8 protein-coding genes are annotated in these 14,747 nt (G+C 44.3%); 5 read left to right on the top strand and 3 right to left on the bottom strand.

Translation table 11 applies throughout. The features are described from left to right. Positions 1–4: 4 nt before the first annotated feature. Positions 5–3,055 (bottom strand): SusC/RagA family TonB-linked outer membrane protein, encoded by a 3,051-nt coding sequence (locus tag AAE02nite_RS23370; RefSeq protein ID WP_146904202.1) that lies wholly within the window; start codon positions 3,053–3,055, stop codon positions 5–7. Between the two features lie 664 nt (positions 3,056–3,719). On the opposite strand from AAE02nite_RS23370, the gene AAE02nite_RS23365 reads away from it, so the two are divergent. The 3 genes from AAE02nite_RS23365 to AAE02nite_RS23355 all read left to right on the top strand — a co-directional run bounded on the left by AAE02nite_RS23365 (position 3,720) and on the right by AAE02nite_RS23355 (position 7,490). Beyond that, positions 3,720–4,859, top strand: a complete 1,140-nt coding sequence (locus AAE02nite_RS23365; RefSeq protein ID WP_146904197.1) for a Gfo/Idh/MocA family protein — start codon at positions 3,720–3,722, stop codon at positions 4,857–4,859. Positions 4,860–5,081: 222 nt separating this feature from the next. Next, positions 5,082–6,227 (top strand): Gfo/Idh/MocA family protein, encoded by a 1,146-nt coding sequence (locus AAE02nite_RS23360; protein ID WP_146904161.1) that lies wholly within the window; start codon positions 5,082–5,084, stop codon positions 6,225–6,227. A 216-nt stretch (positions 6,228–6,443) separates the two neighbouring features. Next, a complete protein-coding gene (locus tag AAE02nite_RS23355) occupies positions 6,444–7,490 on the top strand; it encodes a sugar phosphate isomerase/epimerase family protein (RefSeq protein ID WP_146904158.1) in 1,047 nt (348 codons plus the stop codon). Positions 7,491–7,580: 90 nt separating this feature from the next. Here the strand turns inward: AAE02nite_RS23355 and AAE02nite_RS23350 are convergent, their stop codons facing one another. Continuing rightward, positions 7,581–8,447 carry a restriction endonuclease gene (locus AAE02nite_RS23350; protein ID WP_146904155.1) on the bottom strand — a complete coding sequence of 289 codons (867 nt, stop codon included), beginning with the start codon at positions 8,445–8,447 and terminating at the stop codon, positions 7,581–7,583. A gap of 238 nt (positions 8,448–8,685) precedes the next feature. Continuing rightward, positions 8,686–12,111 (bottom strand): ThuA domain-containing protein, encoded by a 3,426-nt coding sequence (locus AAE02nite_RS23345; RefSeq protein ID WP_218033546.1) that lies wholly within the window; start codon positions 12,109–12,111, stop codon positions 8,686–8,688. 458 nt (positions 12,112–12,569) lie between these two features. On the opposite strand from AAE02nite_RS23345, the gene AAE02nite_RS23340 reads away from it, so the two are divergent. Next, the gene (locus AAE02nite_RS23340; RefSeq protein WP_146904152.1) at positions 12,570–13,316 is read left to right on the top strand and encodes a 3-keto-disaccharide hydrolase; all 747 of its coding nucleotides are present in this window, start codon (positions 12,570–12,572) and stop codon (positions 13,314–13,316) included. Positions 13,317–13,399: 83 nt separating this feature from the next. Next, complete coding sequence (locus AAE02nite_RS23335) at positions 13,400–14,638, top strand: MFS transporter (protein ID WP_146904149.1); 1,239 nt, start codon at positions 13,400–13,402, stop codon at positions 14,636–14,638. Positions 14,639–14,747: the final 109 nt, after the last annotated feature.

Below are 14,747 nucleotides of genomic sequence, written 5' to 3'. Positions count from 1 at the left end.
TAACTTAAAAGTTAACTGATAAACCACCGTTTATAATTTTCTGCAGCGGGTAACCCTGGCCGGATCCGCTTCCTAATTCGGGATCAAAATCTTTATAATCCGGACTGTAGGTTAATAAATTATAGGCGTTGGTGTAAATTCTTAATCTTTGGATTCCCCATTTTTGGGTAAAGGCCGGTAAGCTGTAACCGATTTCAATATTTTTTAACCGCACGTAATCGGTTTTCCGGAACCAGAAAGTATTTTGCTGGCTCATCCAGTATTCGTTAGAACGGTTAAAGGTGCGCGGACCGGAAGCATTTGGGTTTTCCGGTGTCCAGCGGTTATCATGGAAGCTCTGTAAAAAGTTGCCGATCTCGCCCGACTCCGTCGTAATATACCTGGCTGCACCGGCCGCGCCTTGTACCAACGCCGTAAAGTCGAAACCTTTAAATCCAATATTTAGATTAAGGCCACCGGTCCAGGTCGGAATATCACTTTTGGGCATTCTTACCCGGTCATTCGCATCAATTTTGCTATCCTTATTTACATCTTCGAATATGACATCGCCGGGGCGGGCACCGGACCAGTGGGGGTAGGCATCAACCGCTGCCTGGTCTTTGAAAATACCGATGGCCTGGTAATACAAAGGAGAACCAATAGGGCGGCCGGTAGATAACTGGTAATCGGGGTTACCGGGAGCTTCATCCCAAAACACAATTTTGTTTTTAGCATACCCGCCGTTTAAACCAACGGAATAAGTAAAATCGCCATTGATGTTGTTTTTGTAGTCGATGTTAAAATCAAAACCCCGGTTAGCGGTTTTACCAATATTTTCCGGAGGCAATTGCATACCCGTAGATAAAGGAATACTGGCATTGCGCCGCCATAAAATATCGGAGCGCTGGTTATTAAAATAATCAGCTGTAATAGAAACTTTGCCATCTAAAAGCTCGGCATCAAAACCAATATTACGCTGAAGCGCTTTTTCCCAGGTGGTATTTGCGTTGGGCACACCATTCTCGTACAAGGTTGGGTTAAAGTTAGCGCCGCCGTTATCTACAAAAGCCAGCCCACCCAGGCCATAGGTAGTCAGGTAACGGTACTCTTGTAAAACGTCTTCGAAAGAGACTTCGTCAAAACCCGTCTTGCCCCACGAAGCGCGCAGTTTAAAATAGTTAACCGGGGTAATATTCTTCCAGAAATTTTCCTGCGACACCACATAGCCTAAAGATACGCCCGGGAAAAAGCCGAATCGGCTGGATTTTTCGAAGATATAGGACGCCTGGTAACGCCATACAAACTCAGCCAGGTATTTGGCTTTGAAATCGTAATTTGCCCGGCCAAAATAATTCAGACGGCCTCGGTTATAACCCGAACCAGTGTTGGAAGTGAACTGGTCTACTGCTCCTGCAAATAATTGGTCGATGGCAGTAGAAGTGAAATTACGCCGGAAAGCATTGAAATTATCGCCGCTATTGGTAATTCTTTCAATCCCTACTAAAAACTTAAAGCCATGATCAGTAGCAAAGGTCCTTTCGTAATTTAACAGGCCATTTAACAGTATACCCAGATTATCTTCCATATACTGGTTTAAGCGCGGATCTTCAAAGCCCTTTTTACCTTTAACCAAAACCGGCTTGCCATTGGCATCCATGGTTTTGCCATCCCAGGAATATAAATACCAGGGTGTCTGGAAAGTTTTATTAAACCTAACTCCTTTATCTATGGCGGCATTACTGGTAAAGGAAAGGCCTTTTACCCAGGGTAATTGTACATTTAATTTAAAATTACTGTTCATTACATACCGCTTATCCCGGTCGTAACCGGTTGCTTTGGTACTTACTACCACTGGGTTATCGCCGTATTCAATGTCCGGACCAGGGGTGCCATCGGGCCAGTATGCCGGCAGATTAGGTTTGCCGCGCATGACCATCCGGAAAATACTGCCGGCCGAGCGGGTCGGGAAATTCCGGTCTTCCATCCGGCCGGATAAATCTACCCCCAGGCTAATGTTTTTGGTGATGTTACCATCCAGGTTAGAGCGGAAGTCGTATTGATTATATTTGGTGCCGCTGTTAAAATAAAAACCGTCCTGGGTCCGGCTGGTTAACGATACAAAATATTTCATCGCTTCGCTGCCTCCCGAAACCGAGACGTTGCCCTGATTTTGCCCGGACCACGGCTTAAGTACTTCTCTAAACCAATCGGTATCCGGGTGTCCCCAGGGATCAGAACCATCCTGAAATTTTTGAATATCTGCGGGCTGGAAGCGGGGTGCTTTCCCGGCGTACTGGTCAATTTCATTTAACATGGTAGCGTATTCAGCCGCATTAGCCATGTCGGGTATCCGGGTGGGCCGGCCATAACCCTGGTTAAAAGAGGCGGTTATTGTTGGTTTTCCGGTTTTTCCGCGTTTGGTCGTGATTAATATTACCCCGTTAGCCGCCTGGGCGCCGTAAATAGCCGCTGAGGCATCTTTTAATACCGAAATACTCTCGATAGTATTAGGGTCGATGCGTTCTAAGGATCGGCCGGGAACACCATCTACTACCACTAACGGATCAGCCTTGCCAAAGGTATTCACACCCCGGATTCTTAGCCTTACCCCATCGTAACCAGGTTCGCCGCTGGAACCGACTGTGGTTAAACCAGGCAAACGCCCCGCTAAATTATTAGCCACATTCAGCGCCGGGCTTTTAGTTACTTCGGCCCCTTTTACCGATGTAACAGCACCGGTTACGGTTTCTTTCTTTTGGGTACCATACCCCACTACCACCACTTCCTCCAAGGCTTTCGCATCGGCCTCCAGTCTTATATTCAGTGTTGTCTGATTTGCTGAGAAATTAACCTCCTTGGTTTCGTAGCCAATAAAAGAAAAAACCAAAGTACCGCTACTGCTGGATAAGGAAAGTGCATAATTCCCCTCCGTGTCAGTAGTGGTGCCGTTGGTAGTTCCTTTTTGCAGGATAGTTACGCCTGGTAAACTTTCTCCTGTTTCGGCGGTGACTTTCCCGCGGATGGAGGTACCCTGGGCATAAACCCCAGCAACCGCCATAAAAATAAAGTGAAGCATGAACAGATACTTCAGCCTTCTGCGTAATAATAGTTTCATAAGTGACTTAAGATTTAGGTGGATATATATAATAAGAGAGAAAAAAATCAGGAGGAAAGCGGCGGCGGCTTTATCTAATTGTAATGTTTAAATATTTTATTGTAAACTTTACAATTACTAATTTAAGGGTTTTAAGAAGAAAGACAACGGCTTTGAAAAATATAGTTAAGCAGCAATAAATAGCCTTTTTTGTTGGATAGATTAAACCTATAAAGTTCTGTTATTGAGAAAAGTATAATTAATAAGGGTTAAATCCTTTTAAGTAAGAGTGGGAGATAAGCTTACTTGATTTATTAATAATATTGGACAGGTAAAGCGGTAGGAAAAATAAAACGGGTAGGAAAAATTTTATTAACTGATAATTATTTTGAAGGAAGATTATTACCTTAAAGTTATGGGATTGGCTAACACCGGATATTAAGGTATTTTGGGAAAGAGATATTTTTAAAATTAAGGACGTGTTGGAAAAAGCCTTAAAAAAGTAAGGTTGGAATTCTTAATTAATATATTTAATAGTAGTTTTAGACGCTTAACTTCGTAAGAAGAGGCAATTTATTTGATTACATCAAAATCAAAAAATATTGAACCTAAAGTAACACAACAGACTATGAATAGAAAACTGAGAATGGGTATGGTTGGAGGTGGCCGGGGCGCCTTCATTGGATCTGTTCACCGCATGGCCGCTACCTTAGACGGGGAAATTGAATTGGTATGCGGCGCTTTCAGCAGCGACCCCGAGCGTTCCCGTGCATCCGGTGCCGACTTGTATTTGCCGGAAAACCGCGTGTATGCCAATTTTGAAGAAATGATTCAGCGGGAAAAAGAATTACCCGAAGGCGAGCGCATGGATTTTGTATCGATTGTAACGCCTAACCACCTGCACTTTGCGCCGGCTAAAATGGCGCTGGAGAACGGGTTTCATGTGGTATGCGATAAACCGGTAACGCTTAATTTGCCCGAAGCGCTGGAATTAAAAGAAGTAATAGAGCGCACCGGTATGTTGTTTTGCCTGACGCACAACTACACCGGCTACCCCATGGTGAAAGAAGCCCGCGAAATAATCAGGAGCGGCAAACTAGGTGAAATCCGGAAAGTGATTGTGGAGTATCCGCAGGGTTGGCTGGCGCAGATGCTGGAAGCTACCGGCAATAAGCAAGCCGATTGGCGCACCGACCCGGCCCGTTCGGGAGCCGCCGGTTGCATGGGCGATATTGGTACCCACGCCGAAAACATGGCCGAATATATTACCGGCCTTAAAATAACCGAGCTTTGTGCCGATTTAACCACTTTTGTAGAAGGCCGCCGGTTGGAGGATGATGGCAATGTGTTGCTGCGTTTTGAGAACGGTGCCAAAGGCGTGCTGCACGCCAGCCAGATTGCCAACGGCGAAGAAAATGATTTTAACATAAGAATATATGGCGAATTTGGTGGTTTGCAGTGGTGGCAAATGGAGCCCAATACGCTTATTTACAAAACTAACCAGGAAGGTGCCCGTCGAATACGGACCGGGGTAGGCAATTTATCCGAAGCGGCCAAGGCGCATACCCGTATTCCGGCCGGCCACCCCGAGGCATTTTTAGAAGCCTTCGCTAACTTGTACCGCAACTTTGCCTATACGCTCAAGGCCCGCCTAACCGGCCAGGAACCTAACCCGCTTTACACCGATTTTCCGGGTATTGAAGAAGGTATCCGGGGCTTAGCTTTTATTGATACCTGTTTGGCTTCGGCTAATTCTAACGAGAAGTGGACGAAATTTGTGGTGTAAGTTTGCTGATACCCTAGGTAAGTATTAAAAATACAGCAACACAGATGTCATTCAGGAGGAAACTTTTTAGCAGAACGCCAACAAGTTTCCTCCTGAATGACAAATGTAGTTTCCAAAGCCAGAGATTTATTTAATATTTGAACAAAAGCCTATTTAACAACAGGTTAAAGTTATTTTAAAATTAAAAATCAACCTAAAAATAGTAATTCATTTAAATCCACTATGAAGAAAATTAAAGTAGGTGTAGTAGGAACGGGTTTTATTGGCCCGGCTCATATCGAAGCCCTTCGGCGGCTTCCGAACGTAGAAGTAGCCGCCCTGTGCGAGATAACCGAAGAATTAGCGAAACAAAAAGCCGAAGGCTTGGGCATTGAGCGCTATTATACCTTCGAAAACTTGTTGAAACAGGATGATATTACCAGTGTGCATATTTGTACGCCCAACTTCCTGCACTATTCGCAATCGAAAGCGGCTTTGCAGGCTGGCAAGCACGTGGTATGCGAGAAGCCATTAGCTAAAAATTTAGAGGAAGCCGAAGAACTGGTGAGCATTGCGTCCCAAACCGGTTTGGTAAATGCCGTTCACTTTAACCTGCGTTATTACCCGCTGGTGCGTCAAATGAAAGCCATGCGCGAAAAAGGCGAATTGGGCGATATTTACTCTTTTATCGGTTCGTACCTGCAAGACTGGCTGTTTTACAATACCGACTACAACTGGCGCTTAGAACCCGATAAATCCGGCGATTCGCGGGCCATTGCCGATATTGGTTCGCATTTAATGGATGTACTGGAATATATTACCGGCTTAAAAACTACTTCGGTAATGGCTGATTTTACTACCATTCATAAAACCCGCAAAAAGCCACTGAAGCCCGTAGAAACTTATTCCGGTAAAATGCTGACCCCGGAAGACTACGCCGATGTGGAAATTAATACCGAAGACCATGCCAACGTATTGCTCCGGTTCGATAATGGCAACAGCGGCGTTATTACGGTATCGCAAGTATCGGCTGGCCGCAAAAACCAGATGAAACTGGAAATTGCCGGTTCTAAATCTACGTTTGCCTGGAACTCCGAAGCGCCAAATGAAATGTGGATTGGTAACCGCGACGGCGCTAACCAGGTGCTGATGCGCGATCCGTCGCTGGTTCATCCGGAAGTACGGTCGGTTATTACTTTCCCCGGCGGCCATAACGAAGGTTTCCCCGATACCTCTAAGCAACTGTTTAAAGAAGTTTACGCCGCCATTGAAGCCGGTAAGCAGCCCGAAAATCCAACGTTCCCGACTTTTGCCGATGGTTACCGCGAATTACTTATCTGCGAGCGCATTCTGGAATCGAACCGGAAGCAAGCTTGGGTAGCAGTTTAAATAAATTACAATTGGATGAAGCTCAATTCTGTCATTCAGGAGGAACCTATTTAGCAGTTAGCCAAATGGGTTCCTCCTGAATGACAGGATTTTATTTCTTTAACCTCTGCAATGATTGCTGCTTAACCGGCACTTTAACAGTACTTAAGTCTTTTAATAAATTTTTTTATTAACAATATGCTGTGGCCTTATGGCTGCGGATTTAAAAATTAAAATATGAAAGGACCCGGAATATTTTTAGCCCAGTTTGCGGGCAATGAGGCCCCCTTTAATTCTTTCGAGAATATGTGTAAATGGGCGGCTGGTTTAGGTTACAAAGGGGTGCAACTTCCGACCTGGGTTACCCAATTAGTAGATTTGCAAAAACTGGCCGAAAGCCAGACCTATGCCGATGAATTGAAAGGTGTAGCGCAGGCCAATGGCTTAGAGATAACCGAGCTTTCTACGCACTTACAAGGACAATTAGTGGCCGTACACCCGGCTTACGACAGCATGTTCGATGGCTTTGCTCCCCAGCAATACCACAACAACCCAAAAGCCCGGACCGAATGGGCCGTACAACAGTTAAAATACGCGGCTAAGGCTAGCCGTAATTTAGGAATAAATGCCCACGCCACTTTTTCGGGTGCTTTGTTGTGGCATACCGTTTATCCGTGGCCGCAGCGCCCCGCCGGGCTGGTAGAAACCGGCTTTAAAGAACTGGCCAACCGGTGGCTGCCTATTCTGAATGCCTTCGACGAATCGGGCGTAGATGTTTGTTACGAAATTCACCCGGGGGAAGACCTGCACGATGGAATTACTTTCGAGCGTTTCCTGGAAGCAACTGGTAACCATAAGCGCGTAAACCTGCTCTACGATCCAAGTCATTTCGTGCTGCAGCAATTAGATTACCTGGCGTACATCGATATTTATCACGAATTTATTAAGATGTTCCACGTGAAGGATGCCGAGTTTAACCCGAATGGCCGTTCCGGGGTGTACGGTGGCTACCAGGATTGGGTAAATCGTCCGGGCCGTTTCCGTTCATTAGGCGATGGACAGGTAGATTTTAAAAGTGTATTCAGCAAACTGGCTCAGTACAATTACGAAGGTTGGGCCGTGTTGGAGTGGGAGTGTGCCCTGAAGCATCCGGAAGATGGCGCCCGCGAAGGAGCTCCGTTTATTCAGCAACACATGATCCGCCGCACTGAACGCGCTTTCGACGACTTTGCCAGCACTGGCTCCGATGAAGCTTACAACCGTAAGGTATTAGGTTTAGAGTAGATAATAAATATTTTAAGCAAACAAGAAGCCCTGGTAAATAATTTAGCCAGGGCTTCTTGTGCTATGGTGTTATACCAGGCATTACAGAACTTAATCTTTAAATTTTTGGAAATAGTTTAAATTAACCTCATATACTACTTTAGGTTTAACTCCTAATTCAACTTTTTCAAACATTTGAACTAATTTTTTACCATCAACCAACTCGATTTGCGGTGCACCGTCTCTTGACGCTTCTTTAATAGCTTCATTAGTAAATGTACCAGTAGTTAATATTATACCTTTCTCTGCTCTACCAATCATTGCATTTCTGAAGTCTCCAACTTGGGCTCGGGACACTGAGCCCTTATATCTTTTGCATTGAAAAAGGACTTTGAAACTTACAAAGGGATTAATTTCTAAAATACCAAATCCATCTATTCCGCCATCGTGCGATTTTCCTGTTACTTGAACATTTTCAAAATTGTGTTCTCGTAAAAGTTCTTTACAAATGTTTTCAAAACCAGATGGAGACAGACTTTGTAATACATCAATCAGGGTAGATTCTGCTGGAATTTCAATTGATTCCGGATCCTCTTCTTCTTGTTCTTTAATGCTTTGTATAGAAGATTTACTTTTTCGAGCTTTTTGATTGATTTCTACCCACTTTAAAAAAAGCTTTCTAGATTCCTCTTGGTTCAATTTAGTATTCTTTCCCTTTTCTGTCAGTTTCCAAGTTCCTCTTTCTGAAGAATCTAATAGTCCTTCCCAAGTTAAATACTGCCTAGCCCAAGCTACTTGATTATGAAATCTGTTTGCACCTGATTTTAGCGCTGCATCTAAAACTGATTCATTCAATTTTAAATTTTTAGCTATAGTGTCAGAAACTTCTTTAGGCTTACCTGAATATCCTAATTCTCTTAAAGCATCTAATAATGGTCCAAACCATTTAACAAATTCTGCTTGTTGATTTTTATTCATCCTTGTATTTGGGTCTATATAGATAAGGACATTTTGTCATTTAAAAAGAATAGCTGCAATTGCCATCAACCTAATAATCCATCTGCTTAAGTTAATAATTTCTTAAATGCTTCCTAATTTTTTGTTAATCTAAGTCAATCCTTTAGAATTATATGGAGGGTAAAAAAAGAAAACCGCTTCCGTACTTAAAAAATACAGAAGCGGTTATTTTATTTACTTGATTACTAACTCAGAATATTTATTCCGGAATAAAGCTAATGGTTTTCAGCAGGGCACGGCCACCGGCTTGCTGTTGCTTAACTACTAAATAAATATCCTGTAACGGTTCGGAACCGGAGCCCTCGCCGTTACCATTACCATTTTTCTGGAGCGGTACACTGGTAGTTGCCCGTTGGCGATTACCGGGTAAATTCATCTGGGCTTGAGCCAGGAGAGTTCCGTTAGGTTTGCCGCTTCTAAGTTCTACCTGGTAAGTACCAGGACGCATACCACTAAAGGCAGTTAACTCTAGCCGGTTAATGCCATTTAAATCCAGTTGTCCGGCTTTTATTACGCCCTGGTTGTTAGGCAGTACCAGGTAAGCCGCACCAGCCGAATCTCTTCTTGCAAAGCCTTGTGCCTGGGTTAAGTCGCGCACATCCATTACGCTGTTGCGCAGGTAGATAGAACCGGAACCAGCCAGTGGGCTAATGCCACCCGGTCCGCCGTTGTCGGTGTAGGTAGCAATTAACCGGAATACATTTTCCTGTTTCTTTTGCTCATTTAAGGCCGGCGTTATTTTGCCGCTGGCCGGTAAGCTGGCTTTGGCATTTCCAGCGTCTGCTAACGTTAAAATCCAGGTTACAATCTGGCGAACATCACCTTCGGGCATGGTTAAGTGCGCCGGCATTACGTTGCCGCCCCAAACACCGCTACCCCCTTTAATAATTTTAGAAGCTAAATATTCATGCGCCCGCGTATCTTTCTGGTATTTTTTAGCTACCTCGGTAAACGATGGCCCAATCGATTTTTCGGTAATGGCATGGCAGGCTTTACAATCAGAATTCATCATAATGTTGCGGCCCTGGATAGCTTCGGATATAATCTGGTGACCGGTAGAAGCCGAAGCCAAGTCTCTGCCCTGAATAAAGTCAGAAGTTACGTGCAGGTTTTTCATGTCTACTTTGGCGCCCGGATCGGTAACTTTAATATTATAAGCTACCGGTTTGTTCGGGAAGTAGAAAGAGCGGTTGCCTTGCAAATTAATATTTACCACAGGCTGGGCATTACCAGCATAAACTTCTACGGTATTGCTGGTACTAAAAGCTTTTTCTGTATCCTGTACCTTTACATTTATTTTGTAATTGCCGGCTTTGGTAATAGTGTGTTGCAGGCGGGGCTCTTTTGTTTCCTTGGTTTCGTTACCAATGGTCCAAACGTAGGTTAGGGCATCTTTTTCCGGGTCGTTGGCTTGTACGCTGGCGGTAAAAGTAAACGGTAAGTTACCGTTTAGTTTATCTACTTCTAACGCAGAAACTTTTGGCGGACGGTTACCGGCTAAATAATCAACGCGTGAAAGGCCGGCATCCGGGTTTTTCGTGAACCAGCCTTTGCCGTATTCCAGCAGGTACAAGCGTCCGTCTGGACCTACTTCCATATCAATTACTGAGGCCAGTTTCGCATTCTGCATAAATGGCTCCATTTTGTCGTATTTGCCATCGGGCGTAATGGTCACAAATTTTATCCAGTCCCGAATCCAGTCGTAAATAATTAGCTTACCATCGTAGTAAGAGGGGTAACGGGTGGCAGCCGGGAACATATCGGAATAATAAACCGGGCCGGTCATAGCATTACGGCCGCCGGTACCAACTTGCGGGAAATCTTTAGACTCGTCGTAAGGGTACCAGATAAAGGCTGGCGTAGTTGGTGGCAATTGGGTAAGACCCGTATTATTTTTTGAATTGTTTACCGGTTTAGCCGGATCAAAAGCTTCGCCGGATTTACCAGTGGCATAATCGAACTGACGGTAAGGATAATTATTACCGATAAAATAAGGCCAGCCATAATGCCCGGCTTTAGCCGCCCGGTTTACCTCGTCGTAACCCTTAGGGCCGCGGGTAGCCATGCTATCTGCGCGGGCATCGGGACCAACTTCACCCCAGTACAACACGTTCTTCTTTTGATCTATCGAAATCCGGTAAGGGTTGCGGTGGCCCATGGTATAAATTTCGGGGCGGGTTTTGTCGGTGCCTTTCGGGAATAAATTACCTTGCGGAATATCGTAGCTACCATCGGGGTTAATTTTGAGGCGTAAGATTTTACCTCTTAAATCGTTAGTGTTACCGGATGAGCGGCGCACATCGTATTGCTTATCGCCGGGCTGGTCGTTCAGCGGGGCATAACCCGAGTTTACGTACCTCGCTTTAGGCTTATCAAATGGGGTGGAGTTGTCGCCGGTAGAAAGGTATAATAATTTATCGGGGCCAAACGCAATAGAACCGCCGGTATGGCAGCAAATATGACGTTCGGTGGGTATCTCTAAAATTATTTTTTCCGAAGCCTTATCAAAAGTACCATTGCGGAAAACAAAACGCGATAAGCGGTTTACTACTTTATCGGCCGGGCTGTAATAAGCATATATGAAGTTGTTCGTCGCGTAGTCCGGGTCGGCAGCCAATCCCATCAGGCCTTCTTCGGCGTTACCCGGGCCTTGCATAGTGGTACTCTTAAAAAATACATTCAGGTTAGCAACCTCTTTTACTTCGCCGGTTTTTTGGGTATAAAGCATTACTTCACCCCGGCGCTGGCCTACCAGAATATCGAAATTTGGCAGAATGGCCATCTCGGTAGGTTCGGTAAAGCCGCCCTGGGTTAACAGGGTTTTTACAAAACGGTCGTCTTCGGGTACATTCTGGGTTTTGGCTTTGGCATAATCTAAAGTAACGTTTTTACCAATAGCGTACTGCAGGCCGCCCAGTAAATGTTTCAGAAACTGCGGGTCCAGATAAGATTCGTCGGTATGGCCTAAGCCGGTGTAAAAAGCGCGGCCGCCATCGTACTCGTGGTACCAGGCTATCGGGTGGTTTTTACCGTTTTTACCGCCTTCGTAAGAAGTCTCATCCAGGTTCATCAGCACCTTAATAGCCGGATTTATGTTTTTGTAGTTGTACCACTCGTCCCAGCGTTTCCACTTTTTAGGCAAATGCTTGGTAGCCGGGTGTTTGCGGTTGGTTACCTGTATAACGGCGTCCTGTTGTTTCGGATGGCTCAGGAAGTAAGCACCCACCAGGCGGCCGTACCAGCCCCAGTCGTACTCGGTGTCGGCGGCGGCGTGTATGCCCATAAAGCCCCCACCACCCTGAATGTAGCGTTCAAAAGCTGCTTCCTGATAATTATTAAGTACGTCGCCGGTAGTGCTTAAAAAAACTACAGCCGCATAATTTTTCAGGTTGGCATCGGTAAACACGGCCGGGTTAGTAGTGGTGTCGGCTACCATGTTGTTTTCACTGGCCAATTTCATCAGGGCAATTTTGCCTTTGGGAATAGAGGTGTGGTAAAAACCACTGGTTTTACTAAAAATAAGGATTTTGGGCTGTACCAGAAGTTTGCTGAAAGCAAAAAAGGCAAAAACCATTAGTGCAAATGCACTTCCGGCTAACAGCTGCCGATAATTTTTGATTTTCATTTTGTTTGTTTATCTAATTCTTTTAATTGGGTGGTTTAACATATAACGATGTAAAATTACCTCTAAATGTAAGGTATTGTGGAATAATTATAAAATGTAATTACAACAGAATATTTCGGGTATGGTTCTTTTATAACTACTTGAATTTATATTTTTCCGTTGTCCTTTTTAGCTAAGTTTCCAGCGGGTCTGTTGCCAGCCAGTCAGGCGAAGCTTAAAACCGGATATATAAGGCCAATATTTATTCTGACAAAGACAAATGTTTGTGTCATATTGATAAATAGATAATTATCAGCCGAATTTATTTAAAACATTTCAGTGGTAAAATGATATTGTTGTAAAAAATACAAAGTGAAAAAAATTAAATAAATACTTGGTTAAATTATTAGGTCTTATCCTTTTAATTTCTTTATTTTTAATCGAATTTGAATAAATTAAAAGGTCAGTTTTTCACCCAAATGAGAAAGAATTTAAGTAACTTAAAGTTTATGGCGGCCTTTGCGCTGGCCATTTGTTTATCGTACACACTGCTTGCCCAAGCTAAAAAGCCTGCAGGTAAAACCGACAATGCTTTAACCAAAGCAGAAAAGGCTGCCGGCTGGACGCTTTTGTTCGATGGTAAATCGATGGACCAATGGCGTGGGTTTCGGAAAGATAATGTGCCTACTGTCTGGCAGGTTGAAGATGGCGCTATTGCCCTCACCGGCAAAGGCGGCGGCGATATTATTACTAAAAACCAATACGAAAATTATGAGTTGATGCTGGACTGGAAAATATCGGAAGGCGGCAACAGCGGTATTATTTATAATGTATCGGAAGATCCGCAATACAAAGCAACCTACCATACCGGTCCCGAAATGCAGGTATTGGATGATGAGCGGCACCCGGATGCTAAACAAGGCAAGAACGGTAACCGCCAGGCCGGTTCTAACTACGATATGATTCCCTTGTCTACGCCCGCAGTAAAACCGGCCGGCCAGTGGAATACCGTAAGATTGGTAGTTAACAAAGGCCACGTAGAACACTGGCTGAACGGTAAAAAAGTAGTAGAATACCAGTTAGGCAGCCCTGAGTGGGAAGCCATGGTAAAGGGCAGCAAGTTTGCTGCTATGCCAGGCTACGGCCGCATTAAAAAAGGTCATATTGCCCTGCAGGACCACGGCGATAAAGTGTGGTATAAAAATATCAAAATCCGGCAGCTTTAATTTTTGCCATTTACTTTAAAATTAAAGCTATTTAAGTTGCTCTATACTTACTTCCACATTATAAACCTAAAAAACTAAATTTAATGAACGAGAACATTAACAGAAGCGCTCTGTTTTATGGGAGTTGCTTTGCCCTCATCACTACGGGTTTTACCTTTTCTATCAGAGCCGGTATTTTACCGCAGTTAGGCGCCGAATTTGGCCTGTCTGCCGAACAATTAGGATTTATTAACTCTATGTGGTTCCTGGGTTTCCCTATTTCCATGGTTATCGGGGGCTTGGTTTACCATACGGTTGGTCCTAGAATTATTATGAATATTGCCTTTGTGGCCCACGCCTTGGGTATTCTGTTAACTATCTATGCGGGCGGATATACCACACTGCTTATTTCAACGCTTTTAATTGGTATTGCTAATGGCTGTACCGAAGCAGCCTGTAACCCTATGATTGCTGATATGTACTCGGGGGTTAAAATGAACAAAATGCTGAACCGGTTCCACATGTGGTTCCCGGGCGGTATCCTGGTTGGTTCTCTTATCTCCAACTTCATGACTAATTTAGGTTTCTCCTGGCAAGCCCAGATGTGGGTTATCGTAATACCAGCTATAACCTATGCTTTTTTATTTTTCGGAAAAGCTTTCCCGAAACCACATGTGGAAGGAGCAACTTCTATTAGCCAAAACCTGAAGGCCATGTTCAGCCCGCTCTATTTATTCCTGATTGTATGCATGACCTTAACTGCTATTACCGAGTTTGGCCCTGGCCAGTGGGTAGGAATTATATTGGGTAGCAGCGGTGCCGAACCGATGTTAATATTAGCCTTAACCGCCGGGTTAGTAACCGTGGGCCGGTTTTTTGCTGGTCCGGTGGTGGCAGCTCTTGGTCAGACAGGTGTTTTACTGGCAAGTGCCATATTTGCCGCCATTGGTATTTATTTGTTTAGCACGGTAACCGGCCCCATGGCTTATGTGGCAGCCGTAGTTTTTGCTTTTGGTTATTGCTATTTCTGGCCGGTTATGGTTGGTTCCGTGGCCCAAAGAGTTCCTTTGAGCAGCGCTTTAGGTATGTCTATTATTGGTGCGGTGGGCATGTTCTCTTCCTCCATTTTTCAGCCTATTATAGGCAACTGGATTGATGAATCCAGAGCAACCTATACTGCCCAGGGACTTACCGGCAATGCCTTAGAACTGGCTACCGGACAAGATACTTTAGAAAAAATGATAGCCTTCCCGGCTATACTGATAGTGTTGTTTACCATCTTGTTTTTCTGGCAAAAAAATTCTAAGAAATCCAAAGAGATGGAAATGGCTGTTCATCACTAAGGTAAAAACCTGATGCCATAATAAGTTACCAGGTAAAAACAACATAATCGTTCTTTAACTTGGGTTGGCATTAAAGATTGTACTATATTATCCACCACCAGAAAAGGCT

The sequence above is a fragment of the Adhaeribacter aerolatus genome, assembly GCF_007991635.1.
GTDB lineage: Bacteria > Bacteroidota > Bacteroidia > Cytophagales > Hymenobacteraceae > Adhaeribacter > Adhaeribacter aerolatus.
Note: the sequence above shows the minus strand (reverse complement) of the source record. Positions and strands in the feature narration are given on the sequence as shown.